Genomic DNA, 22,457 nt, shown 5'->3' with positions numbered 1-22,457 from the left:
TTCACGTTTGCACTTGAAGTGCAACAATGTCAATCGGAGAAGGGAGGCCGGGGTGGAGCGCACACCGGAACGGAAGCCGGGCCGGAACCCGGAGCGGGGCAAGGGGGCCGGGGCCCGGGCCGGGGCCGCGGTGGACGGGCGGACCGAGCGCGGCCGGCAGACGCGCGAGAAGATCGCCGACGCCCTGCTGGCCCTGCTCGACGAGGGTGCCACCGAGTTCCCCGCGGAGAAGGTGGCCGCGTACGCCGGGGTCTCGCGGCGCTCCGTCTTCCACCATTTCGCCGACATGGCCCAGCTCGTGGACACCGCGATCACCCGGCGGCTGGAGCAACTGGCCGAGCAGATCAGGCCGTTGCCGACGAGCGGGGCGCGGGCGGTGCGGGTCGCCGCGCTCGTGGAGCAGCGCGCCCGGATCCTGGAATGGATGACTCCGACACGGCTGGCGGTGATGCGGCTGGACCACCCGTCGCCCCGGATCCGGCAGGCCTGGGACGAGGCCTTCGCCGAGGGGCGCCGGCGGTTGGAGGCGGTGCTGGCGCAGGAACTGGACACGCTGACGGGCCCGCGCCGTACGGACCTCCTCAACGGGCTGGACGTGGTGACCACTTGGGGGGCCTGGTACCACTGGCGCACCACCGGGCTCAGCCCCGAGGAGGCGCGGCGGGCCATGGAGGCCACGGTCCTGACCCTGCTCGCCTCGGTCGACTGACCCGGCCGTGCGGAGGCCGCCCGACCTGTCCACCGCGGCGCACTCCCGGCCCCGGCTTCGACGGGCCGGCGGCATTGCCGGTGCGGGCCTCCGGCATGATCGGTTTCCCGACCGACAGTTCGAGCCGTACGAAGGTGTGTCCCCATGTCCGACATCCAGGTCCGCGCGGTCCGCGCGGAGGACTTCCCGCAGTGGCGTGCGCTCTACCGCGGGTACGCCGACTTCTACCGCGTCGAGCAGACCGAGGAGGCCGCGGAGCGGGTGTGGTCCTGGGTGCGGGATCCGGAGCACGAGGTGAACGCCCTCGTCGCGGAGGACGCCGAGGGGCGGCTCGTCGGCCTGGCCCACTACCGGCCGTTCGCGCGGCCGCTGTCGGCGACGGTCGGCTGCTTCCTCGACGACCTGTTCGTCGCTCCCGAGAGCCGGGGGTCCGGCGCGGCCGACCTGTTGCTGGCCGGGCTGCGGGAGATCGCCGCGGAGCGGGGGTGGAGCGTGGTGCGGTGGATCACCGCCGATGACAACCACCGGGCGCGGGGCAAGTACGACCAGGTGGCCACCCGCACGATGTGGATCACGTACGACATGACCCCGACGGCCTGACCACCCCGGCCCCGCCGCGGAGCCCGTCCGGCAGGGCGGAACCGGGTTTCTTGGGGCGCTGCCCCAGACCCCGCGCCTCAATCGCCGGCGGGGCTGGATTCGCCGACCCCGGCTTCGAAGACCGGCGGGGCTGGTTTTGCCGGGCCCCGGCTTCGAAGGCCGGCGGGGCTGGATTCGCCGACCCCGGCTTCGAAGGCCGGCGGGGCTACCAGCCGAAGCGGCGGTCGGCGACTGCTGCGAATTCCTCGAAGGTCAGGACGCGGTCGCCGTTCTGGTCGGCGGCGTCGAAGAGGGCCGAGGAGTCGTCCTCGTCGCCGACGCCCCAGAAGGGGATCACGCCCTGCGCGGCAAGGGTCGGGCCCTTGGCCCGGAGGGCCTCGATGACCTCGGCGCGCGTCAGCGTGCCGTCGTGGTCGAGGTCGAGCGCGTCGAAGAGAGTGCGGGCCTTGTCGCTCATGGCATGTCCTGCTTTCGTGGGCGGCGCGCGTCACGCGTCCTGCCGAGAAGGACGCAGGAGCCTCGTGTGGGGTTGCCCTGCGCGCCACGCCGAAGGGGGCGTACCGACCGTGGTGCGGTCGGTACGCCCCCTTCGGACAGAGCAGGGCAGGGCACGCGGGTCAGCGGCCCGCGGGCTCCAGCTCCGGGTCCTCGTCACCGGCACCGGCACCGGCCCGCGCCGCGATCTGCGGGTTGCGGGACTTCAGCACCGCCCAGCCGACCGCCAGGCACACCGCCCAGCCGGCGCCCACGTACAGGGAGACGCGGCTGTCGGGGTCGATGGCGATCATCGCGGTGACCAGCAGCAGGAAGGCCACGGCGATCCAGCTGCACACGGTGCCGCCGGGGGCCGGGAAGGAGGAGGCGGGCAGCTTGCCGGCGTCCACCGCGCGGCGGTAGCGGATGTGGCTGACGAGGATCATCAGCCAGGTCCAGATGCCGGCCGCGGTCGCCACCGAGGTGACGTAGCCGAAGGCCTTCTCCGGGACGACGTAGTTGAGGACCACGCCGATGCCCATGAGGGCGACGGAGAGGGTGATGGCGATCGCCGGGGTCTTGGTGGAGCTCAGCTTGCCGAGCACCTTGGGGGCCTCGGAGTTGGCGGCCAGGTCGCGCAGCATGCGCCCGGTGGAGTACATGCCGGAGTTGCAGGACGACAGGGCCGCGGTGAGGACCACGAAGTTGACGATGGCCGCACCCGCCGGGATGCCGATCTTGGCGAAGGCCGCCACGAACGGGCTGACGCCCGGCTGGAACTCGGTCCACTTCACGACCATCAGGATCACGCTGAGGGCGCCGACGTAGAAGACGATGATGCGCCACGGCAGGGTGTTGATCGCCTTGGGCAGGGTCTTCTCGGGGTTCTCGGACTCACCCGCGGTGACACCGACGAGCTCGACGGCCAGGTACGCGAACATCACGCCCTGCAGGGTCATCAGGCTGGAGCCGACGCCCATCGGGAAGATGCCGTCGAAGGCCCACAGGTTGGAGACGGCGGCGGTGTCGCCGGCCTGGCTGAAGCCGAAGGTCACGACGCCGATGCCGATCACGATCATGCCGATCAGGGCGGTGACCTTGACCATCGAGAACCAGAACTCGATCTCGCCGAAGATCTTCACCGAGATGAGGTTCGCGACGTACAGGACGACCAGGAAGACCAGGGCCGTCACCCACTGCGGGATGTCCGGGAACCAGAAGTGCACGTAGATGGCCGCGGCGGTCAGCTCGGCCATGCCGGTGACCACCCACATGAGCCAGTACGTCCATCCGGTCACGAACCCGAAGAACGGACCGAGGAACTCGCGGGCGTACTCCGCGAAGGAGCCCGAGACGGGCCGGTACAGGAGCAGCTCGCCGAGCGCCCGCATGATGAAGAAGACGATGACGCCGGCGAGGGCGTACATCAGGATGAGGCTGGGCCCGGCCTTCGCGATGTTCGCGCCCGCGCCCAGGAAGAGGCCGACGCCGATGGCGCCGCCGATGGCGATCATCTGGACCTGGCGGCTGCCGAGACCGCGCTCGTAGCCCTCCTCGGGCGTGCTGCCCGTGGCCGTGGTGCCGTCGCCGTGGTGGTTGTCGACCTGCGTCGAGGTCATGCTGTGGTGCGCCTTTCCGCTCCATGCCGACCCGCGCCGCGCTCGGCTGCGGATCGGGTTCCGATCCCCCGGATGCTGATGGAGTTGCATGCCGGCGGTCGGCCGGCGTCAGCGCCCCTGCACGGACATGGGTGGTGTCCGGCAGGCGGTCGTGAAGATGTATCACGGCATCCGGCGCATGACCGTGGCGTACATCACGGGCATATCGGTCATTCGCCTGTGACCAGGCCTAAAGACCCTGTCCGGTGACGCGATCGTTATCCGGATCTGAGCATCCTCTGAGCGAACACCGAATGACATCGAGGCAACACGTGCCGCCTCCGGCACGGCTCCGCTCGTTACGGACACGTAGCGTTACGGGAGGCCCGCCTCCAAGGGGTCTTGCGCATCTCGTTCTTCTCCGCTATGCGTCCGAACAGGGCATCCCGCGCCCGCAGTTCGTGCTCCGTCCGCACCGGCGGCGCCCGATGGCTGCCGTCACCGTCGGTGTCGACCTCGGCCTTCCCGGGAACCCGGAGGGCGGGCCGTCCGACTGTCTGTTGCGTGGCCCCGGGCCACATCCCCCGCACCCGAACCGCAACCGGCAGGAGTACTGCATGCACCTGAACCGAAGGGACGTGCTCCGCGCGTCGACCGTGCTCGGCGCCGGCGGGGCCGTCGGCGCCGTGGCCGGGCTCTCCGCAGCGGCCCCGGCACACGCAGCCGCCCCGTCCACTCCGTCCGGGGCCCGCACACCCGGCGCGCCCCTGCGCGTCCACGTCGTCATGTTCGACGGCGTCGAGGAGCTCGACTTCGCCGCACCGTACGAGGTCTTCTCCGCGGCCCGCTTCTTCACGGACCGCCCGGTCGACGTCCGCTACGTCACCGCCCCGCACCGCCCCGCGGTCCGTGCCGCCTACGGTACGGAGGTCCGCGGCCTGCACCCGTGGGCGCCGACGGAGGCCGACGTGCTGGTGGTGCCGGGCGGCGGTTACGCGCGCCGCACGGATCCGGGGGTGTGGGCCGAGATCGGGCGGGGCACCCTGCCGCGTGCCCTGGCAGCTGCCGCCCGCCCCGGGCTCACCATCAGCGCCCTGTGCACCGGCGTCATGCTGCTGTCCGCCGCCGGACTCACCAAGGGACGCCCCTGCACCACGCACCACAAGGCACGGGCCGATCTGGAACAGCAGGGCGGCGTGCTGAAGAGCGCGCGCGTGGTCGACGACGGCGACCTCGTCACCGCGGGCGGCATCACCTCGGGCCTCGAACTCGCCCTGTGGCTCGTACGCCGCGAGCTCGGGGCCGACGCAGCCACCGGCCTGGAGGCCATGCTCGAGTACGAGGCCCGCGGAACCGTGTGGGCGTCCGCCGCGCCGCCCCGGTAGTCGGCGGCCCCACCCCGCCGCCCCGCGGGCGCTACCCGTGCCAGATCTTCTCGTACGCCTCCCGGTAGCCCCGCGGGTCCCAGGACGTTGCCCCGCCGCTGTTGTCGGCCGTGACCACGTGGACGGGGGCGACGTAACCACTGGCGGGCTGCCCGGCGAAGGCGCGGTTGAACTCGTCGACGATCTGCCAGCCCTGCTGCGCGAGCGGTTCGGGGACGGTCGCGGCCTGGTACTGCCTGCTGTTGACGCGCTGGAAGGCGGACGGGTCGCCGTCGCCCGCACCGATGTTGAACGGCGGCCCGGTGCCCGGCTTCCCGGCGGCGCGCAGGGCCGGTGCGGCATCGGCGAAGTAGAGGTCGTTGATGGCCACGGAGTGGGTCCACGCGCCGCGGAAGCGCGACAGCAGGGAGGAGACCTCCTGCGGGGTGCGCTGGCTCGCGTCCGGGATGGGGATGTTCTCGGAGGACAGGAGCCTCACGCCGGGGCATCCGGCCAGCTGCCGCCTGATCAGCTCGGCCTTGGTCCGGGCGAAGGGGATCGAGTCGTCGGTGAAGACGACGACCCCGCCCTGGCCCCCGGACCGGGCGATCACCCAGTCGGCACTGATCCTCGCGACGTCCTCCACCTTCGTGGTGACGTTCGTGAAGAGCGGCGGGTCCGCGCTCGGTCCGGGCGAGCTGACCGCGTGCCAGCCCACCAGCGGGATCCCCGCCGCCCGGGCCGCGGCCACCTGCCGGGAGGTCAGCCGGGGGTCGAAGCCGCCGATGACGATGCCGGAGGGTTTGAGGGCGACCGCCTGGCTGAGCGCGGCCTGGACCCCGGCCGGGGTTCCTTCCCCGTCGATCACCCGGACCTTCCAGCCGATGGCCGTGGCCGCCTGCTCGACGCCCTTGGCGACTCCGGCCACGCCCGGGTTGGTCATGGTCTGCGCGACGTAGACGAGCGTCTTGTCGGGGACCGCCGCAGGTCCGCTCGTGGGACCGTTCCACGCGGCGTCGGTGTTCTCGGCCGCCCGCACGGCCGCCTGCGCCGTCCTCAGGGCGGCCGGGCAGCCGCCGGACGACGACGGGACGGCGCTCGCCGGCAGGCCCGTGCCCGCGGGTCCGCCCCCGCAGCCGGCGAGGGCGGCGGCCGCGGCCGCCACCAGGGCCGCGGTCGCGAGGGCGGTCGTGCGGTTCGGGTACACGGTGCTCCTGACGATGACGCTGGGGGACGTTGACCTGGACTGCGGGGTCGGGCGCTACCCCGTGCCGTTCCCCGCCGGCGCGGGCGGCGGCCCCGCGGCCGGCGGCCGGTCCGGGGCGGCCCGGGTGCGCAGCCGCCGCCGGGAGGCGTAACCGGCCAGGCCGACCGCCAGCAGCAGGGTGGCGCCGTTGAACAGCGGTGTGGCCCAGAACCGGGCGCCGAGCTGGCCGATCCCCGCGAGCCCCACGGCGAGCACGCTGACGGCCACGAGCGTGCCCAGGGCGTTGGCCCGGCCCGGCTTGATCGTGGTCGAGCCGAGCAGCGCCCCGACGAAGGCGGGCAGCAGGTAGTCCAGGCCGACGCTCGGGTTGCCGATCTGCTGCTGCGCGGCGAGCAGGACCCCGCAGACGCCGACGACCAGGCCCGAGCCGGTGAAGGCGTACACGCAGTACCGCCGGGTGGGGATGCCGAGGACGGCGGCGGCGCGGGGGTTGGAGCCGATGACGTACAGGTACCGGCCCAGCGGCAGCCGCTCCAGCACCACCCACAGGGCGACGGTGACCCCGAGGACGTAGAACGCGGGCAGCGGCAGGCCGAGGAACCGCCCGTCGTACAGCCCGGTGAAGGCGGCGGGCAGGCCCTCCGGGCCGGGGACGATGCGGCTCCCTTCGGTGAGCCGGCCGGTGAGGGCGTACATGATGCTGCCGGTCCCGAGCGTCGCGATGAACGAGTCGATCCGCCCGAACTCGACGACGATGCCGTTCAGGGCGCCGACCAGCGCCCCGCCGAGCACGACGGCCAGGCAGGCCAGCGGCCAGGCCACGCCCTCGTCGACGATCAGGTGCATCACCATGACGTGCGCCAGCCCCAGCCCGTAGCCGATGGACAGGTCGAAGTTGCCGCTGGCGACGGGGATCGTCGCGCCGAGCGCCAGGAGGGCGGGCACGGACTGGTTGAACAGGATCGAGGAGACGTTCTCCCGCGTGGGGAAGGTGTCGGGAAGCGCGAGGGAGAAGACCAGGAACAGCAGGGCGGTCAGGGCCAGGAGCCCGTACGTGCCGAGCAGGTGGCCGTGGCCGTGGCCGTGACGGTGGCCGTGCGGCAGCCCCGGCAGCCGGCGGCGCGCGGACGGTCCGGCCGTCACCGGTGCGCCGCGTTTCCGGTGATGGCGGGCATGGCCGAGGCGGTGCGGGTGAGTTCGGCGACGGTCAGGGCCTCGCCCGACAGCTCGGCCGCGACCCTCCCGCGGACGAACACCAGGGCCCGGTGGGCGAGGTCGGCGACCTCCTCGAAGTCGGAGGAGACGAGCAGGACCGCCAGGCCGGAGGCGAGCGCGTCGTCGAGGAGGCGGTGGATCGCGGCCTTGGCGCCGACGTCCACGCTCGCGGTCGGCTCCTCCAGGACCAGCAGGCGCTGCCGCCCCCGCAGCCACCGCCCGACGACCACCTTCTGCTGGTTGCCGCCGGACAGGCCGGCGATGGGCACCTCGCTGTCCCGGGGGTGCACCGAGAACCGCTCGATCAGGGCGGCGGCCTCGGCGCGCTCCCGGCGCGGAGCGGTCCAGCGCAGGCCCGGGACTCCGGCCGCCCGCGGGTTGGCCAGGAAGTTCTCCCGTACGGTCAGGTCGGCGGCGCAGCCCTCCTCCTGGCGGTTGCCGGCCACGAAACCGACGCCGCGGCCGACGGCCTCGGCGACGGTGCGGGGGCGGTACGGACGGCCGCCGAGCAGTGCCCGCCCGCCGAGGCAGGGCCCCGCCCCGGCGAGGGCGCGGCCCAGGTGGAGGTGGCCGGATCCGGTCAGGCCCACCAGGGCGAGGACCTCGCCGGGGCGCAGCTCCAGGCTGACGGGTGCGGTGCGGTCGGTGGCCACCGCGTCGAGCCGCAGGACGGGCAGCGGGCCGGCGCCTGCGGAGGCGGCCCCGGAGGCGGGGGTGGCGGCGGGCGTGGCGGCGGCCGTCCGGCGGCCGGGCAGTTCGCTCCCCACGATGTCGCGCACCAGCAGGGACGGGCTGTACGGGGCGAGGGGCCCGTGGCTGACGAGGCGGCCGTCGCGCAGCACGGCGAAGGTGTCCGCGACCCGGTACACCTCGTCGAGCCGGTGGCTGACGTAGAGGATGCCGTGGCCCCGGTCGCGCAGCGCGTGCAGGACGTCGAAGAGCCGGGCGCAGTCCGCGGCGGGAAGGGTCGCGGTCGGCTCGTCGAGGACGAAGAGCTCCGCCCGCTTCGCGAGGGCCCGCGCGATGGCGACGAGGGAGCGCTCGGCGGGGGCGAGGTCGGCGATCCGCGCGTCGGCGTCCAGGTGTCCGGCGACGGTCTCCAGGGCCTCGGCACAGCGCTCCCGGGTCCGTCGCCAGGAGACCAGGCCGAAGCGGCGCGGGTAGCCGGTGCCCAGGGCGATGTTCTCAGCGACGGTCATCCAGTCGACGAGTCCGAGGTCTTGGTGGATGAACGACATCGTCCGCGCGGCGGCGTCGGAGCCGAGCGGGTGCCCGGCGACGGTCACCTCGCCCGCGTCGGCGTGGTGGACGCCGGCGAGCACCTTGATCAGCGTGGACTTCCCGGCTCCGTTCGGCCCGAGGAGGGCGAGGACGCTGCCGCGGTGGAGGTCGAGGTCGACCCCGTCGAGGGCGACGGTGCCGCCGAACCGCTTGGCCAGACCGCGCACCCGGACGAGAGGCTCCGCGCCGGGGCGCCCGGGCGGGCTCGTCGAGGGGGCGGAAGTGTCATGCACGGACGTCTCCGGGGCAGGCCGGGGCAGTTCTCGTCCGCAGCGTAGGGCGGAGGCGGGGGAACCCCGGGGACCTACGGTGCACTACCCGGCACATCGCCATCCTTGTGGCTCCAATGGTCCAGTGGCCGAGTGCCCGGGTGGTGTCCCCGGGTGGTGTCCGGTTTGGGTGCCCGGGTGGTCGACCGTTGCCGTCAGGCGACCGCGTCGAGCGCGCACTCCGCCCAGATGACCTTGCCCCGGGGCGTGTAGCGGGTGCCCCAGGCCTGGGAGAGCTGTGCGACGAGGAACAGGCCGCGGCCGCCCTCGTCCGTGCCGGCCGCGCGGCGCAGGTGCGGGGCGGTGCTGCTGCCGTCGGAGACCTCGCAGATCAGGGTGCGGTCGCGGATCAGGCGCACCTGGATGGGCTCGGTGCCGTACCGGACCGCGTTGGTGACCAGCTCGCTGAGCATCAGCTCCGCGGCGAACGCCAGCTCCTCCAGTCCCCACTCGGCGAGCCGACGGGTGGCGGCGGCGCGGACGTCGCCGACGAGGGCGGGGTCGGCGGCCAGGTCCCATGCGGCGATCCGGTCGGCGGGCAGGGTGTGCGTACGGGCCACCAGCAGGGCGATGTCGTCGCCGGGGTGTTCGGGGGCCACGGCGTCGATGACCGCCTGGCAGGTGGCCTCGGGCGCCCGGTCCGGGTGGGCCAGGGCGCGGCGCAGCTGGTCGAGGGAGACGTCGATGTCGCGCTCGCGGTCCTCGATGAGCCCGTCGGTGTAGAGCACCAGCGTGCTGTCCTCGGGCAGCTGGATCTCGGCCGTCTCGAAGGGCAGGCCGCCCAGTCCGAGCGGGGGGCCGGCGGGCAGCTCGGGGAAGGACACGGTGCCGTCCGGATGGACCAGCGCGGGCGGCGGGTGGCCGGCGCGGGCCATGGTGCACTGCCGTGTCGTGGGGTCGTAGACCGCGTACAGGCAGGTGGCGCCGGCGATGCCGGCGGTGCTGCCGGTCCCGTCGTCGCAGCCCTCCTCCCGGTCCAGCCGTACCAGCAGGTTGTCGAGGTGGGTCAGGAGCTCGTCGGGGGCGAGTTCCAGTTCGGCGAAATTGCGGGCGGCGGTCCGCAGCCGGCCCATCGTGGCGGCGGCGTGCAGTCCGTGGCCGACGACGTCGCCGACGAGGAGGGCGACGCGGGTGCCGGAGAGCGGGATGACGTCGAACCAGTCGCCGCCCACCCCGGATTCGGCGGGCAGGTAGCGGTGGGCGACCTCGACGGCGCCCTGCTCGGGGAGGCCGCGCGGCAGCAGGCTGCGCTGCAGTGCCAGGGCGAGGGTGTGCTCGCGGGTGTAGCGGCGGGCGTTGTCGATGGACAGGGCGGCGCGGGCCGCGAGCTCCTGGGCCAGCCAGCTGTCGTCGTCCCCGAAGGGGGCCGGGTCCTGCGCGCGGTAGAAGCTCGCGATGCCCACCAGGACGCCGCGCGCGAGCAGCGGGACCGAGATCAGCGAGTGCACGCCGCGGGCGAGGATCCGCCCGGCGTGCTCGCTTCCCTGGCATATCCAGCCGGCGGCGAGCGCCAGCTCGGGTTCCAGGACGGCCTGCCCGCTGGCCAGGCAGCGCATGTGGGGGGTCTCGGGGCGCAGTTCCACCCGCCGGCCGACCGGATAGAACGGGCAGTCCTCGCGGATGCCGTGGACGACCGTGCGCTGCAGCTCGAGCGCGGGGTCGACGGCCTCGTCGCCGCGCAGCACGGCCTCGGGTACGTCGACGGTGACGTAGTCGGCCAGCCGCGGGACCGCCACCTCGGCGAGCTCCCGGGCGGTCCGGCTCACGTCCAGGGTGGTGCCGATCCGGGTGCTGGCCTCGGCCAGCAGCTCCAGGCGGCGCCGGGCCGCGACGGCGTACTTCCCGACCCCGGGCTCGCCCACGAGCACCAGCCCCGTGGTCGCCCCGCGCCCGGTGGCGTCCGGCCCGCGGGGGCGCGCGGCGGTGTCGGGCACGGGCGGCGCGGCGGCCGGGTGGTGCACGGGCGGCGCGGCGGCCAGGTGGTGCACGGGCGGCTCATCGCCGGTCAGGACGGCCTCGACGGCCACCCCCTCCACCCCGGTGCTGCTGGTGAGCGGGAGGCTGAGGAGGGTGACCTCGCGGCCGTGCGGTAGGGGCACCTCGACCGCGGCCCGCCGGTTCGAGGAGATGAGCTCGCTGGCCTTCTCCTTCAGGAGCATCTGGTCCAGGGGGTCCAGCCCGCTGTCGGCCAGCTCGTCCAGCCCGACCGGCTGCCCGTTCCCGCCGTGGCCGGCGGCGGCCCCGACCCGCGCGCGGGTTTCGAGGTACGTGTGCAGCAGGCCCTGCTCCCGGGCCGAGCTCTCCTCCATCAGCCGCCGCTCGATGCTCTCGGCCGCCCGGCGGATCAGCGCGGGCAGCACCGGGTCCTCGTAGGTGTGCGGGTACCCGAAGCACAGGACGCCGACGATGTCTCCGCTGAGCTGGTCGCGGATGGGGGTGGCGGAGCAGGCGTTCGACTGGGACCGCTCGGCGAAGTGCTCGGCCCCGTACACCTGGATGAGGCGGCGCTCGGCGAGCGCGAGGCCGATGCCGTTGGTCCCCGCGTAGCGTTCGGCGAAGACGAAGCCGGGCACGCTCTGGATGGGGGGCAGGGCGCGGGCCAATGCGGGGTCCCCGAAACGGCGTTGCAGCACGGTGCCGTTGCCGTCGGCCAGGCACACGTTCATCTGGCTGCCCGAGAACCGGGACTGCAGCCGGTCCAGCACGGGTGCGGCGGCGTGCACGAGCCGGCTGTCGGGGTCGAAGTCGTTGCGGTAGGGGAGCTCGGTCTGGTCAGGCGAGAGCCCCAGCAGCCGACAGCGCTCCCACGAGTTCAGGATGTCGCTGCGCACGCCCGTCTCGACCGGCTCGCCCAGCAGGAACCGCTCACGGGAGCGTGCAGGGCCGACCTGCTCTCCCCTGACCCCCATCTGCATCACTTCCCTAGTGGGACCGTGGTCCGGCCGTGCCGGGATGGTTGCGCCCTGAATCAGTCATTCGAGTATATTCCGGGGCGTTCGGGGCCACCGTCTCACAGGATCGCGACCGGGTTGACGGGCGAGCCCGTCCCGCCGGGCACGTCGAGCGGCGCGACGACGATCATGAACTCGTGCCGCCCCGCCCCGGCGCAGGCGGCGGAGAGCCCCTCCAGGTCCAGGTTGTCCAGCAGGGGCACTCCCATGGCGGCGACGGCGAGGGCGTGCACGGGGGAGTGCAGGCCCTCGACCGGAGAGGGGCGCAGGTCGCTGTCCCCGTCCGCGCCCAGCAGGGCGATGCCGCGCTCCGCCAGCAGCGGCACGGCGTCCACGTGCAGGCCCGCGCCGGCCGCGCCGACGTCCCAGGGGCCGAGCTCCCGGCGGCGGCGGAACCGGCCGGAGCGCACCAGCACCGCACAGCCCTCGTCGACCGTGACGCCGAGCGCCCGCTCTGCGGCGAGGAGGTCCGCGGCCCGGACCGCCTGACCGGGCTCCAGCCAGTCCACCCCGAGGACGGCGGGCAGGTCGAGCAGCACGCCCTTGGCGACGAACGGGCCGAGCGCCGCCACGGACCCGAAGCGGGCGCCGCCGGCGCCGACGGCCTCCCGGGCCGGGCGGCCCCCGTAGAGCAGCCCGCGGTAGGCGACGTGGGAGAGCGCGTCGAGGTGGCTCACGGCCTTGCCGTGGTAGTCGGTGCCGAGGAAGTCCTTGTGGGTCGCGGGCTCCGGGGCCTCCACGTCGCCGAGGTCCGACATGTAGTGCAGGGCGGGCCTGTCGTTGTCGGGGCCGGGCCGGGTGTCCCAGGGCAGGCCCAGCGGCACCGCCGTGCCGGACCGGACCAGGGCCGCGGCCCGGCGCACGTGGTCCGGGGTGACCCGGTTCCAGGCGCCGCGGTCGGCGGGGGTCCAGCGGCCCCAGGTGCGGACCGCCGCGAAGAGGGCGTCGAACTCCTCGCGGGAGACCCGGCGCACCGGGTCGGGGGCGGGGTCGGTGCTCATCCGTACTCGCGCTCCATGGTTCGCAGGGGCCGGCGCGGCGGCTGGGGCGGGGCGGGGCGGGCGAGCGGGCGTCCGGCCGCCGCCCGTACGGTGACTCGCATGCCCGCGGGCCCCGGACGCCACGCGCGCGGGCCCGCGACGTCCGCCGTACGGCGGCCCGGGAACGGGGCGGCGGTGGTCGGCGAGTGGCAGTGATCTGCCCGGGAGGGGCAGGCTGGACCCATGAGGGCGTTCTTCCGCTCGCTCTCTCGGCCGGGAGCCGGCGGTCACCACCACGCCCTGTTCCGGCTCGCGGAGTGCGTGCCCTTCGTGATCGCACTGGCGGTGCTGGCCATCGAACTCTCGCCCGCGCACGTCATCTACACGGGCCCCCTGCTGGTCGCGACGCCCGCCCTGGCCGCCGTCACCATGGGGCCCATGGGGACCGTCGCGGCGGCGCTGGGCGCCGTCGGGGTGAGCGTCACCACCGCCACGCACAACCACGCCTGGGGCGGCCAGCAGGTCTACACCAATTTCCTGGCCCTGTTCCTCGTGTCCACGGCGAGCGTGATGACGAGCAGGACCGTACGGACCCGCCGGCAGATGGAGCTCAACCAGGTCCGCCGGATCGCGGCGGCGGCGCAGGAGGTCCTGCTGCGGCCCGTTCCGGAGCGCCTCGGCCCGGTCCGGGCGGCCAGCATGTACCTGGCGGCCGAGACGGGAGCGCAGATCGGAGGCGATCTGTACGAGGCGGTGGAGACCCGGTACGGGGTCAGGATGATCGTCGGGGACGTCCGGGGCAAGGGGCTGCCCGCCGTCCGTGCGGCCGCTGTGGTGCTGGGCGCGTTCCGGGAGGCCGTGCACTACGAGGACGAGCTGGTGGAGGTCATCAACCACTGCGCGGCGGCGCTCGAACGGGACGCGGTGGCGGCGAGCGCGGACGACCCGCCCGGACTCCTGGAGGGCTTCGTGACGGCGCTCGTGGTGCAGGTGCCCGAGGGCCCCACCGTGGAGGTGGTCAACCGTGGCCATCCCCCTCCGCTGGTCTTGCGGAACGGCGAGGTCCACGCCCTGCACCCCATGTCCCCCCAGCCGCCGCTCGGGCTGGAGGAGTTCATCGACGGCCCGCCCGGCCGTACGGACAGCTACGTGTTCGAGCGCGGGGACCGGCTGCTGCTGCACACCGACGGCGTGATCGAGGCCCGCGACGGCGACAACGCCTTCTTCGCCCTGCCCGAGGCGATGGCGGAACTGCAGGACTGCACCCTGCAGGAGTTCCTGGAGGGGCTCCACGAGGGACTGATGCGCCATACCCGGGGCCGGCTGGCGGACGACGTGGCGGTGATCGTCGTCGACCGCGCCGAGCAGGGGAGCGGCGAGGCCGCGGTGTGATGATTCGCTACTGCGGGTGATGGGCGTGATCACGGCGCGTAGCCGTGGGCGGGTCGGGGAAGGCAACCGCGTGGATCGCCGACCGCCTGGGGGGATGGGATGGGATCAGGAGTAGAAGCAGAAGCAGTATCCGGATCAGGATCCGGATCGGCGCCGGAGCGGGGGCCGGTGGTCCTGGCGCTGCGCCACTACGGGCGGGAGCTGGCCCGCCTGCGGCGGTACGCGGTTCCCGCCATGCTCTTACCCGCGCTGGGCAACATCGGCATCAACTACGTGGCACCGCTGGTCGTCGCGAAGCTCGTCGCCCGCCTCGCCGGGGACGACGGGGCCACCTTGGGCCGCGCGCTGCCGTACGTCCTCGGCTTCGGCGGCGTCCTGCTGCTCTCCGAGGCGCTGTGGCGCCTCGGCCTGCACTGCCTGAACCGCGTCGACGCCCTGGGGATCGAGCACCTGTACGTGATCGGCCTGGACGAGCTGTTCGCCCGGGACGCCGCCTTCTTCCACGACAACTTCGCCGGATCGTTGACCAAGCGGGTGCTCAGCTTCGCCTCCCGCTTCGAGGAGTTCGTCGACGCGCTGACGTTCTCGGTCATCGGCCGCTTCGTACCGCTGCTGTTCGGCTCGGTGGTGCTCTGGCAGTACGAACCGCTGCTCGTGGTGTGGCTCCTGGCGATGATCGCGGTGACCGGCCTGTGTGTGGCCCCCCTCATCCGCCGCCGCCAGGCGCTCGTCGACCGGCGCGAGGCGGCGATCGCCAGGGTGTCGGGCCATGTCGCCGACAGCATCATGAACATGGACACGGTCCGGGCGTTCGCGGCGGAGCCGCGCGAGGCCGCCGAGCACCGCTCGCGCGTCGCGGAGTCGAGGCGGCTGATGCTGAGGTCGTGGGACTACGGCAACCTCCGCATCGACACCGTGGTCGCACCGATGTCCGTGCTGGCCAACGCGCTGGGCCTGCTGATCGCCGTCGCGGTCGGAGTCGGGGCCGGCGGCGGGGGCGGGCACGGCGTGGAGGCGGTCGTGGTGGCCTTCACGTACTTCCAGAACGCCACGCGGATCATGTTCGAGTTCAACCAGATCTACCGTCGCCTGGAGAGCTCGATGACGGAGGCCGCGCAGTTCACGGAACTGCTGCTGACCCCGCCGACCGTGCTCGACCCGCCCCGGCCGGAACCGCTTCAGCCCGGGGCCGCCGACGTCCGCTTCGAGCGCGTCCGCTTCGCCCACGCGGGCGCGGAGCCGCTCTTCGAGGGGCTCGACCTGGACGTGCCCGCCGGGGCGAAGATCGGCCTCGTCGGACGCTCCGGCGGCGGCAAGACCACCCTCACCCGGCTCCTGCTGCGGATGACCGACGTCAACGCCGGCCGGATCCTCATCGGCGGCCAGGACATCAGCCGGCTGCGCCAGGCCGACCTGCGCAGTCTGATCGCGTACGTCCCGCAGGACCCGGCGATGTTCCACCGCACGCTGCGGGAGAACATCGCGTTCGCCCGGCCGGACGCCGGCGACGCCGAGATCCGTCGCGCAGCCGAGGCGGCGCACGTCACGGAGTTCGCCGACGCCCTGCCCGACGGCTTCGACACGCTGGTGGGCGAACGGGGCGTGAAACTGTCCGGCGGCCAGCGCCAGCGCGTCGCCCTCGCCCGGGCCATCCTGCGCGACGCGCCGCTCCTGCTGCTCGACGAGGCGACCAGCGCCCTGGACTCGGAGAGCGAGATCCTCGTCCAGCAGGCGCTGTGGCAGCTCATGGAGGGCCGGACCGCGCTCGTGGTGGCGCACCGGCTGAGCACGGTCGCCGCCATGGACCGGCTCGTCGTCCTCGACCGCGGGCGGATCATCGAACAGGGCAGCCACCAGGAACTGCTCGCCCTGGACGGGGCCTACGCGAAGCTGTGGCAGCACCAGTCGGGCGGCTTCCTCGACGACGGGACCCCGCGGACCGCGCACGGGTGAGCGCGGGCGCCCGCCCCGTGTTGTCAGTGGCCGCGGGCACAATTCCGTACATGATCCAGACGTTTCCGCTGGCGCTGCCCGGCACTCTCGTGGACACCCACCGCATCGACTTCACCCGCCTGTACTCGACGGGTTGGGGCGTCGCCGCCCACGACGTCGCCGCGGCTGCGAACGGGGACGTGTACGCGCTGTACGGGGTCAGCCGGTACACCTCGGGCGTGGCCGAGAGCGAACCGGACCCGGCCCGGGCCAACTTCACGTACGTGATCATCACCCGCTACTCGGCGCAGGGCGAGGTCCTGGCGAGCGCCGTGGCCGGGCGGTCGGGCCGCAACTACCTGGACGGAACCGAATCGGCCCTGGCGACCGGCAGGGACATGACCCTGTGCGTGCTGCCCGACGGCACCCTGTCCCTGAACGCCCACCCGAACTCCACCACGCTGATTTCCCCCGACCTGAGCCGTGTCCTGGCCGCCTACTCCTCGGGCGACGGCCGCCCGTTCCGCAAGCCGTACGTCCCGGGCAACCCCTTCGCCGGCTCGATCAGCGTGACCCCCTCGGGCCGTCTGCTGTGCGTCGCCGCCGAGTACGGGGTGTGGAACTACGGCAGCGCCATCCCCAACCTCGTGGGCGTGGCCGACGGCCCCCTCACCCCCGAACACAGGCCGGTGATCCGCGCGTTCGCCTCCCTCGACCCGCAGCCCAAGCACCAGGGCGAGGTCGACGTGCAGCCCCACGTCCGCCACGGCGGCGAACCGGTCGGCCTCACCCACCGGCCCCGCCCCTCGCTGTCCGAACTCCTCGCCGGCGAGGGCCACCCCTGGCGCTGGCACGGCGCCCGCCTCCAGCGGCCCGTCCCCCTCGCCGACGACCTCTTCGTCCTGCCCGTGTACGCGCGCACCCTGCGCGGCGGCAGCCGCGGCCTCGCCTTCTCCTACTCCCTCGTCGACGACCAGGGGGCCCCGGCCGGCCGCCTCGACGGCATGCACCCCTACCGCGACAGCCCCTTCACCGGCTTCTGCTGGAACCTGGCCTCCGATCCGCACCGCGGCCGCGCCTACCACCTCAACCGCTACGGCCTGTTCGCCTGGAACAAGGCCGGAGAGCTGCGCGCCCGGCTCGACACCGGGACCAAGACCTACCGGCCGCTGACCCGCTTCACCCTCACCGCCTGCACGCCCTCCGGCGACCTGCTGCTCGTCCACCAGAAGCAGCACCTGATCCTGCGCGTGCCCGCCCCGGACGATCTCGGGGACCTCGCCGCCTCCGTCGAGCAGGCCCTCGGCGTCTACACCAAGCAGCGCACCGCGCTGAAGAAGCGGTGGACCCCGGAGAACTGGCACTGGACCGACCCCTCCACCCCGGTCCACCACCTCTGACCGGCCCGTTCGGCACGGCGGGCCCCGCCGCCCCCGGCCGCCCGGGCGGAAGCGGACGGCGTCACGGCACGTCACCCGACGTGTCGGCCGCGCCCGAGTTCGCCCTGCGCACGCGCTCGTCGGCGGCCGGAGGCTGCGCCCCCGTCCCGGTCCGCGACGGCACGCCGGGCTCCCGGCCGTGGTCGTCCGCCGTCCCGCCCTCGTGCTGCAAGAGCGGGCGCGCGCTCGCGGCCGGTGCGCTCGTCGGCCCGGGCCCTTCCTCGGGCTCCTCGGGGAGCAGGGCGCGCAGGGCCCGCTCGGCGCCCTCGGGATCGGGTACGGACAGGGCCAGGCGGCTGAAGGCCGCGTCCCGGTCCAGGTCGATCCAGAGCACGGGGCCCCCGGCCCTCACCGCCACGAAATCCCTGCCCCTGCCCCCGTCCACCCGCCGGACCCCCACGCACCGCCCCGGCCGCCACACGCCCCGGTCGGGAGCTCCGCGCAGGACGCGCCACCAACTGGGCTCCAGGCCGACCCGGCGCAGCGCCGCCACCGGTACGCGCAGCTCCCGGCGGCGCGCGCCCGGCCACTCCCGCAAGGACAGCCGGACGACGACCTCGCCGCCCTCCACCGATATCCGCGGCATGGCTCCTCCCTCGGCCTCGACAGCGCCCCTGCGGCGGTCCGCACGGCGCCCTGCGCGCCTACCCGCGGCCGCAGCCCGGACACGCGCCGGCGTCAGCCGCCGCGCGGCGGGGTGGGCCGCACCTCGAACCCGCCGGGGCCGGCGGTCGGGCCCGGGGGCTCCTCGTACACCTCGACCGCGCGCACCTCGGCCGCCGGCGGCCCGGTGTGCATCCACCGGACCATCCGTGCGACGGCGGCCTCGTCCCCCTCGAACACCGCCTCGACCTCACCGCCGGGCAGGTTCCGCACCCAGCCGGCCACCCCCTGGTCCCGGGCCGCACTGCGGCAGCTGTCCCGGAAGAACACCCCCTGCACCGTCCCCGAGACGATCACGCGCCGGCGCATCACGGCGCCGTCACGGGGTCGACCGGGGCCTTGGCCGCCGGGGCCGTGTCCGCCGAGGCCATGGGCATCGTCGCCTCCTCCTGCTCGGGCCGCGCCACCCCTCGACCCTGCCCCGTGCCGCACGGCCGCGCAACGCGAAACGGCGGCCGCCGGCGCGGCCGGCCCGGCGCCCCGCACAAGATCGCCGAGCGCGCGGCCCGCGTTAGTGTGCGTACGTGAGCATTCATGTCGTCATAGGTTTCGGGCCCGCGGGGGCCGCCACCGCCCGGCTGCTGGCCGAACAGGGCCACACCGTAAGGGTGGTCACCACCTCGGGCCGCCGCCCGGAGCCCGGGATCGAGCACCTCGCGCTGGACGCCTCGGACAGCGCGCGGCTGACCGAAGCCGCGCGGGGCGCCACCGCGATCCACGCCTGTGCCGCGCCGCCCTACCACCGCTGGCCGGCCGCATGGCCGCGGCTCGCCTCCTCGCTGTGCGCCGCGGCCGAGGCCACCGGGGCCGTCCTGGTCCTCCTGGGGAACCTCTACGGCTACGGGCCGGTGGACGCTCCCCTGACCGAGGACCTGCCGCTCGCGGCGACCGGCCCCAAGGGGCGGGTGCGCGCCGCCGTCTGGGAGCGGGCCCGTGCGCTGCACGAGCAGGGCCGCATCAGGGCGGTCGAGGTGCGGGCCTCGGACTTCTTCGGGCCCGGTGTGACCGACGGCGGCCACCTGGCCGCGCGGGTCGTGCCGCGGCTGCTGCGCGGCAAGCCGGTCTCCACCCTCGGTAACCCGGACGCCGCGCACAGCTGGACGTACCTCCCCGATGTCGTCAGGGCCTTGGTCGAGGTCGCGGGCGAGGAGCGGGCCTGGGGGCGGCCCTGGCACGTCCCGACGCAGCCCGCCCGCTCCGTACGGGAGATGGTCGAGCGCCTGACCGCCCGTGCGGGCACGGGCCCGGTCGCGGTGCGCAGGCTGCCGCCGGCCGTGCTGGGCGTGGCCGGGCTCTTCTCCCCGCTGATCCGCGAACTGAAGGAGATCCGCTACCAGTTCGACCGCCCGTTCGTGGTCGATGCGAGCGCGTACGAGGACGCGTTCACGGTGCGCGCCACCCCGCTCGAGGAGCAGGTCGGGGCGACCGTGGACTGGTGGCGCGAGCGAGGCACTGCCGCCGGGTGACGCGGGCCGTCGCCCGGTGACGGGCCGCCGCCCGGGGCGGCGGCCCTGCTGCCCCGCGTCCGGGTTCAGCCGGTGGCGCCCGCGGCCTGCCCGGCGGGCTCCTCCAGCGGCACCACGAGCCCGACGCTCTCGGCGGCCACGGCGACGGCGTAGTCGAAGAACGCGGCCTCGTCCCGGACGCTGTCGTGGGTGCGGCTGAAGACCTGGAAGACCAGGAGGCCGATCAGATTGCTCCACAGGACGATGCCGCGCTCGAGGAGGTCCGGGAACGGCGCCCCGGGCGCACCGCCGAAGAGCTCCGTCGCGGCCGGCAGGAGCAGCGGCGGCCCCGGCACCGGGCGCCGCGGCGGGGTCAGCTCACCGGCCTCCAGCGCCGACCGTACGATGCCCGCGAGCACCGCGGGGGTGCGCGAGGCGGGTCCGACGGTGTCCTGCGGGGCGTGGTAGCCGGGCACGGGCGAACCGTAGATCAGCGTGAACTCGGCCGGGTGGTCGAAGGCCCACTGCCGCAGCGCCCGCGTGACCGCGAGCAGCCGGGCACCGGCCGGTGCGCCGGCCTCCACCGCGGCCCGGTCGGCCTGCTCCATCGCGGCGCCGGACGCGTCATAGGCGTCGACGACCAGCGCGGTCAGCAGGTCGTCCCGGTGGGGGAAGGCGGCCTCCACCTCGGCGAGGGCCCACCCGCCGCCCCGGGCGACGGCCTCCAGGGACAGCGCGGAGGCCCCCACCTCGACCAGCTGCCGGCGCGCGACGTCCTTGACGGCCGCCGTCGGCGTCTGGCCGTCGCCGGTCGAACTCATTGCGGAATAGTCCATGTTGGAACCGTACCCGCCGGCCACCGCGGCCTTCCGCGCGGCCCGACGGGTACCGCGCTGCGCGCTCAGCGGTCGTCGCGCATGTCGTCGAGGTCCTCCTCGGTCAGGTCGTGCATCACGTCGCGCATCGTCGCGTCCTCCCGGCCGCGCTCGTGCGCCACCTCGTCGGGAGTGCGCGGCCGGCCGCCCGTCCTCAGCTGGTCGGGCTCCGGCGAACGCCCGCGGATCTGCTCCTCGCGGCCCTTGCCCGGCGTCTGGCGCTTGTCGTCCATGCCGCCGCCCTGCTGCCTGTCCGGCCTGTCTGCCCTGTCTGCGCCCATGACGGCTCACCTCTTCGCGATCCCCCTGTACGGCAGCTATCCGCTCCGGCGGCCGCCAAACACGTACGGCCCCCCGGGCTCCCCAGACGCCGTTTCCGGCCGGGCCCGGCGGGCAGACGCCGGGAACGGAGCGACGCGGCGAAGCGGTGATCGTCACGGCCAGACCGGTCTGGACCGGGGTGCTGAGCTTCGGGCTGGTCAGCGTGCCCATAGGCATGTACACCGCCACCGACAGCCACACCCTCCACTTCCACCAGCTGCAGCGCGGCACCTCCGACCGGATCCGCAACCGGCGCGTCAACGAGCGCACCGGCAAGGAGGTGGACCTCGACGACATCGTCAAGGGCTTCGACACCGGCGAGGAATACGTCCTGGTCGAGCCCTCCGAGCTCGACGAGATCGCGCCGGGCCGCTCCAAGGCCCTGGAGATCAGCGGCTTCGTCGACCTGGACGAGATCGACCCGGTCTTCTTCGACCGCACCTACTACCTCGGCCCCAAGGGCCAGGAGTACGCCAAGGTCTACGGCCTCCTGGAGCAGGCCCTCGCCAGGACCAACCGGGCCGGTATCGCGACCTTCGTCATGCGCGGCCGCGAGTACCTGGTCGCCATCAAGTCCGAGGACGGCCTCCTGACGCTGCACACCCTGCACTGGGCCGACGAGATACGCGACCCCCGCAAGGAGGTCCCCGACCTTCCCGAGGCGTCCCGTACGAAGGCCGGGGCCAAGGAGACGAAGATGGCGGAGCAGCTCGTCACCGCCCTCGGCATGCGCTGGGACCCGGAGGAGTTCCACGACACCTACCAGGAGAAGGTCGCCGCCCTCATCCGGGCCAAGCAGGCAGGCGAGACCGTGGAGAAGGCCGAACTCCCGGCGGAGGCCACGAGCGTGGTCGACCTGACGGAGGCCCTGCGGGCGAGCGTCGAACGGGCCCGGAGCGGGGGAAAGGCCACCGGCAAGCGTGCTCGCCGCGGTCGGGTCACGGACTCGTCCCTGGAATCCCTGAGCAAGGCGGAGCTGTACAAGAAGGCAGCGTCCGCCGGCATCCGCGGCCGCTCCGGCATGACCCGCGACCAACTGGCCGAGGCCCTCACCCGCACCGCCGAGGCCGCCTAGCGGTTCCTCAGGGTGGTCCTCCGTTTACCCCTGTGCGGCCGGGGCAGGCGCCGCAACGAGGGCATCCCAGAGGGAGGAAATCCATGTCCCAGAAGATCCGAGAGATCATGACCGAGCGGGTCGTCACCACCGCGGCGCAGGTGTCGGTGGCCGAGGCCGCGCGCCGTATGCGTGACGAGGACATCGGCGACGTCCTCGTCGTCGACGACGGCCACATCAAGGGCGTCGTCACCGACCGCGACCTCGTCGTCCGCGTCCTGGCCGAAGGCAAGGAGCCGGAGCAGACGACCGTCGCCGAGGTGTGCAGCGAGGACGTCGTCACCGTCAGCCCTGACGACGACATCGAGAAGGCCGTCGAACTGATGCGCTCCCACGCTCTGCGTCGGCTCCCCGTGACCGAGAAGGAGCACCCGGTGGGCATCGTCTCGCTGGGCGACCTGGCCATCGACCGTGACAGCCGGTCCGCCCTCGCGGACATCAGCTCGGCCGCGCCGAACTCCTGACCCCGGCCCAACTGCCCGGCGCCGCCCTCCCGTTCCGGGGGCCGGCGCCGGCCGTCCCCAGGCGTCGCGCAAGCCCGCTGCGCGGAGCATGTCCCCTCCCCGCCCCTTCTCCCCCAGCTACCGCTGGGAGGTGCCCCCAGAAACCGGGGGCTCCGCCCCCGGAC

20 protein-coding genes are annotated in these 22,457 nt (G+C 74.0%); 9 read left to right on the top strand and 11 right to left on the bottom strand.

Annotation, left to right across the window (positions count from 1 at the left end; all coding sequences use genetic code 11):
- Positions 1–52: 52 nt before the first annotated feature.
- On the top strand, positions 53–709 hold the full coding sequence (locus tag ABZ924_RS11675; RefSeq protein WP_361907102.1) for a TetR/AcrR family transcriptional regulator: 657 nt from the start codon (positions 53–55) through the stop codon (positions 707–709).
- A gap of 144 nt (positions 710–853) precedes the next feature.
- The gene (locus tag ABZ924_RS11670) at positions 854–1,309 is read left to right on the top strand and encodes a GNAT family N-acetyltransferase (RefSeq protein ID WP_361907100.1); all 456 of its coding nucleotides are present in this window, start codon (positions 854–856) and stop codon (positions 1,307–1,309) included.
- Positions 1,310–1,514: 205 nt separating this feature from the next.
- On the opposite strand, the gene ABZ924_RS11665 is transcribed toward ABZ924_RS11670, so the two are convergent.
- Positions 1,515–1,766 carry an EF-hand domain-containing protein gene (locus ABZ924_RS11665; protein ID WP_361907098.1) on the bottom strand — a complete coding sequence of 84 codons (252 nt, stop codon included), beginning with the start codon at positions 1,764–1,766 and terminating at the stop codon, positions 1,515–1,517.
- 160 nt (positions 1,767–1,926) lie between these two features.
- Entirely contained in the window at positions 1,927–3,402 is a 1,476-nt protein-coding gene (locus ABZ924_RS11660; RefSeq protein ID WP_361907095.1) for an amino acid permease, read from the bottom strand.
- Positions 3,403–4,004: 602 nt separating this feature from the next.
- On the opposite strand from ABZ924_RS11660, the gene ABZ924_RS11655 reads away from it, so the two are divergent.
- Complete coding sequence (locus ABZ924_RS11655) at positions 4,005–4,766, top strand: DJ-1/PfpI family protein (RefSeq protein ID WP_361907272.1); 762 nt, start codon at positions 4,005–4,007, stop codon at positions 4,764–4,766.
- A gap of 31 nt (positions 4,767–4,797) precedes the next feature.
- Here ABZ924_RS11655 and ABZ924_RS11650 read toward each other — a convergent pair whose 3' ends face one another.
- From ABZ924_RS11650 to ABZ924_RS11630, 5 genes are all read right to left on the bottom strand, one after another.
- A complete protein-coding gene (locus ABZ924_RS11650; RefSeq protein ID WP_361907093.1) occupies positions 4,798–5,952 on the bottom strand; it encodes a substrate-binding domain-containing protein in 1,155 nt (384 codons plus the stop codon).
- Positions 5,953–6,006: 54 nt separating this feature from the next.
- Positions 6,007–7,065 carry an ABC transporter permease gene (locus ABZ924_RS11645; protein WP_361907271.1) on the bottom strand — a complete coding sequence of 353 codons (1,059 nt, stop codon included), beginning with the start codon at positions 7,063–7,065 and terminating at the stop codon, positions 6,007–6,009.
- A 26-nt stretch (positions 7,066–7,091) separates the two neighbouring features.
- A complete protein-coding gene (locus ABZ924_RS11640) occupies positions 7,092–8,681 on the bottom strand; it encodes a sugar ABC transporter ATP-binding protein (RefSeq protein ID WP_361907091.1) in 1,590 nt (529 codons plus the stop codon).
- A 191-nt stretch (positions 8,682–8,872) separates the two neighbouring features.
- Positions 8,873–11,626 (bottom strand): SpoIIE family protein phosphatase, encoded by a 2,754-nt coding sequence (locus tag ABZ924_RS11635; RefSeq protein WP_361907089.1) that lies wholly within the window; start codon positions 11,624–11,626, stop codon positions 8,873–8,875.
- 101 nt (positions 11,627–11,727) lie between these two features.
- Positions 11,728–12,669, bottom strand: a complete 942-nt coding sequence (locus ABZ924_RS11630; RefSeq protein WP_361907087.1) for a cyclase family protein — start codon at positions 12,667–12,669, stop codon at positions 11,728–11,730.
- Positions 12,670–12,891: 222 nt separating this feature from the next.
- Between ABZ924_RS11630 and ABZ924_RS11625 the strand changes: the two genes are divergently transcribed.
- The 3 genes from ABZ924_RS11625 (at position 12,892) to ABZ924_RS11615 (ending at position 17,372) form a co-directional block, all read left to right on the top strand.
- Positions 12,892–14,040 (top strand): PP2C family protein-serine/threonine phosphatase, encoded by a 1,149-nt coding sequence (locus ABZ924_RS11625; protein ID WP_361907085.1) that lies wholly within the window; start codon positions 12,892–12,894, stop codon positions 14,038–14,040.
- 168 nt (positions 14,041–14,208) lie between these two features.
- Positions 14,209–15,993, top strand: coding sequence for an ABC transporter ATP-binding protein (locus ABZ924_RS11620; RefSeq protein ID WP_361907083.1), 1,785 nt, complete (start codon positions 14,209–14,211; stop codon positions 15,991–15,993).
- A 50-nt stretch (positions 15,994–16,043) separates the two neighbouring features.
- Positions 16,044–17,372, top strand: coding sequence for a hypothetical protein (locus ABZ924_RS11615; protein WP_361907081.1), 1,329 nt, complete (start codon positions 16,044–16,046; stop codon positions 17,370–17,372).
- A 61-nt stretch (positions 17,373–17,433) separates the two neighbouring features.
- Here ABZ924_RS11615 and ABZ924_RS11610 read toward each other — a convergent pair whose 3' ends face one another.
- Both ABZ924_RS11610 and ABZ924_RS11605 read right to left on the bottom strand, forming a co-directional pair.
- Positions 17,434–17,997 (bottom strand): hypothetical protein, encoded by a 564-nt coding sequence (locus tag ABZ924_RS11610; protein ID WP_361907079.1) that lies wholly within the window; start codon positions 17,995–17,997, stop codon positions 17,434–17,436.
- A gap of 92 nt (positions 17,998–18,089) precedes the next feature.
- Positions 18,090–18,386 carry an acylphosphatase gene (locus ABZ924_RS11605; protein ID WP_361907077.1) on the bottom strand — a complete coding sequence of 99 codons (297 nt, stop codon included), beginning with the start codon at positions 18,384–18,386 and terminating at the stop codon, positions 18,090–18,092.
- A gap of 212 nt (positions 18,387–18,598) precedes the next feature.
- On the opposite strand from ABZ924_RS11605, the gene ABZ924_RS11600 reads away from it, so the two are divergent.
- Positions 18,599–19,540 (top strand): NAD-dependent epimerase/dehydratase family protein, encoded by a 942-nt coding sequence (locus tag ABZ924_RS11600; RefSeq protein ID WP_361907076.1) that lies wholly within the window; start codon positions 18,599–18,601, stop codon positions 19,538–19,540.
- Positions 19,541–19,605: 65 nt separating this feature from the next.
- Here the strand turns inward: ABZ924_RS11600 and ABZ924_RS11595 are convergent, their stop codons facing one another.
- Both ABZ924_RS11595 and ABZ924_RS11590 read right to left on the bottom strand, forming a co-directional pair.
- Positions 19,606–20,355, bottom strand: coding sequence for a TetR-like C-terminal domain-containing protein (locus ABZ924_RS11595; protein ID WP_361907074.1), 750 nt, complete (start codon positions 20,353–20,355; stop codon positions 19,606–19,608).
- A gap of 65 nt (positions 20,356–20,420) precedes the next feature.
- A complete protein-coding gene (locus ABZ924_RS11590) occupies positions 20,421–20,675 on the bottom strand; it encodes a hypothetical protein (protein ID WP_361907072.1) in 255 nt (84 codons plus the stop codon).
- Between the two features lie 146 nt (positions 20,676–20,821).
- On the opposite strand from ABZ924_RS11590, the gene ABZ924_RS11585 reads away from it, so the two are divergent.
- Both ABZ924_RS11585 and ABZ924_RS11580 read left to right on the top strand, forming a co-directional pair.
- Complete coding sequence (locus tag ABZ924_RS11585) at positions 20,822–21,790, top strand: Ku protein (RefSeq protein WP_361907070.1); 969 nt, start codon at positions 20,822–20,824, stop codon at positions 21,788–21,790.
- 83 nt (positions 21,791–21,873) lie between these two features.
- The gene (locus tag ABZ924_RS11580; RefSeq protein ID WP_361907068.1) at positions 21,874–22,293 is read left to right on the top strand and encodes a CBS domain-containing protein; all 420 of its coding nucleotides are present in this window, start codon (positions 21,874–21,876) and stop codon (positions 22,291–22,293) included.
- Positions 22,294–22,457: the final 164 nt, after the last annotated feature.

This window comes from Streptomyces sp. NPDC046876, assembly GCF_040645035.1.
GTDB lineage: Bacteria > Actinomycetota > Actinomycetes > Streptomycetales > Streptomycetaceae > Streptomyces.
This window is presented reverse-complemented; position numbering and strand designations above follow the sequence as displayed.

Coding starts and splice junctions, on each gene's coding strand:
- ABZ924_RS11670 (WP_361907100.1), top strand. CDS start 854: ATGTCCGACATCCAGGTCCGCGCGGTCCGCGCGGAGGACTTCCCGCAG.
- ABZ924_RS11665 (WP_361907098.1), bottom strand. CDS start 1,766: ATGAGCGACAAGGCCCGCACTCTCTTCGACGCGCTCGACCTCGACCAC.
- ABZ924_RS11660 (WP_361907095.1), bottom strand. CDS start 3,402: ATGACCTCGACGCAGGTCGACAACCACCACGGCGACGGCACCACGGCC.
- ABZ924_RS11635 (WP_361907089.1), bottom strand. CDS start 11,626: ATGGGGGTCAGGGGAGAGCAGGTCGGCCCTGCACGCTCCCGTGAGCGG.
- ABZ924_RS11630 (WP_361907087.1), bottom strand. CDS start 12,669: ATGAGCACCGACCCCGCCCCCGACCCGGTGCGCCGGGTCTCCCGCGAG.
- ABZ924_RS11625 (WP_361907085.1), top strand. CDS start 12,892: ATGAGGGCGTTCTTCCGCTCGCTCTCTCGGCCGGGAGCCGGCGGTCAC.
- ABZ924_RS11615 (WP_361907081.1), top strand. CDS start 16,044: ATGATCCAGACGTTTCCGCTGGCGCTGCCCGGCACTCTCGTGGACACC.
- ABZ924_RS11610 (WP_361907079.1), bottom strand. CDS start 17,997: ATGCCGCGGATATCGGTGGAGGGCGGCGAGGTCGTCGTCCGGCTGTCC.
- ABZ924_RS11595 (WP_361907074.1), bottom strand. CDS start 20,355: ATGGACTATTCCGCAATGAGTTCGACCGGCGACGGCCAGACGCCGACG.
- ABZ924_RS11590 (WP_361907072.1), bottom strand. CDS start 20,675: ATGGGCGCAGACAGGGCAGACAGGCCGGACAGGCAGCAGGGCGGCGGC.
- ABZ924_RS11580 (WP_361907068.1), top strand. CDS start 21,874: ATGTCCCAGAAGATCCGAGAGATCATGACCGAGCGGGTCGTCACCACC.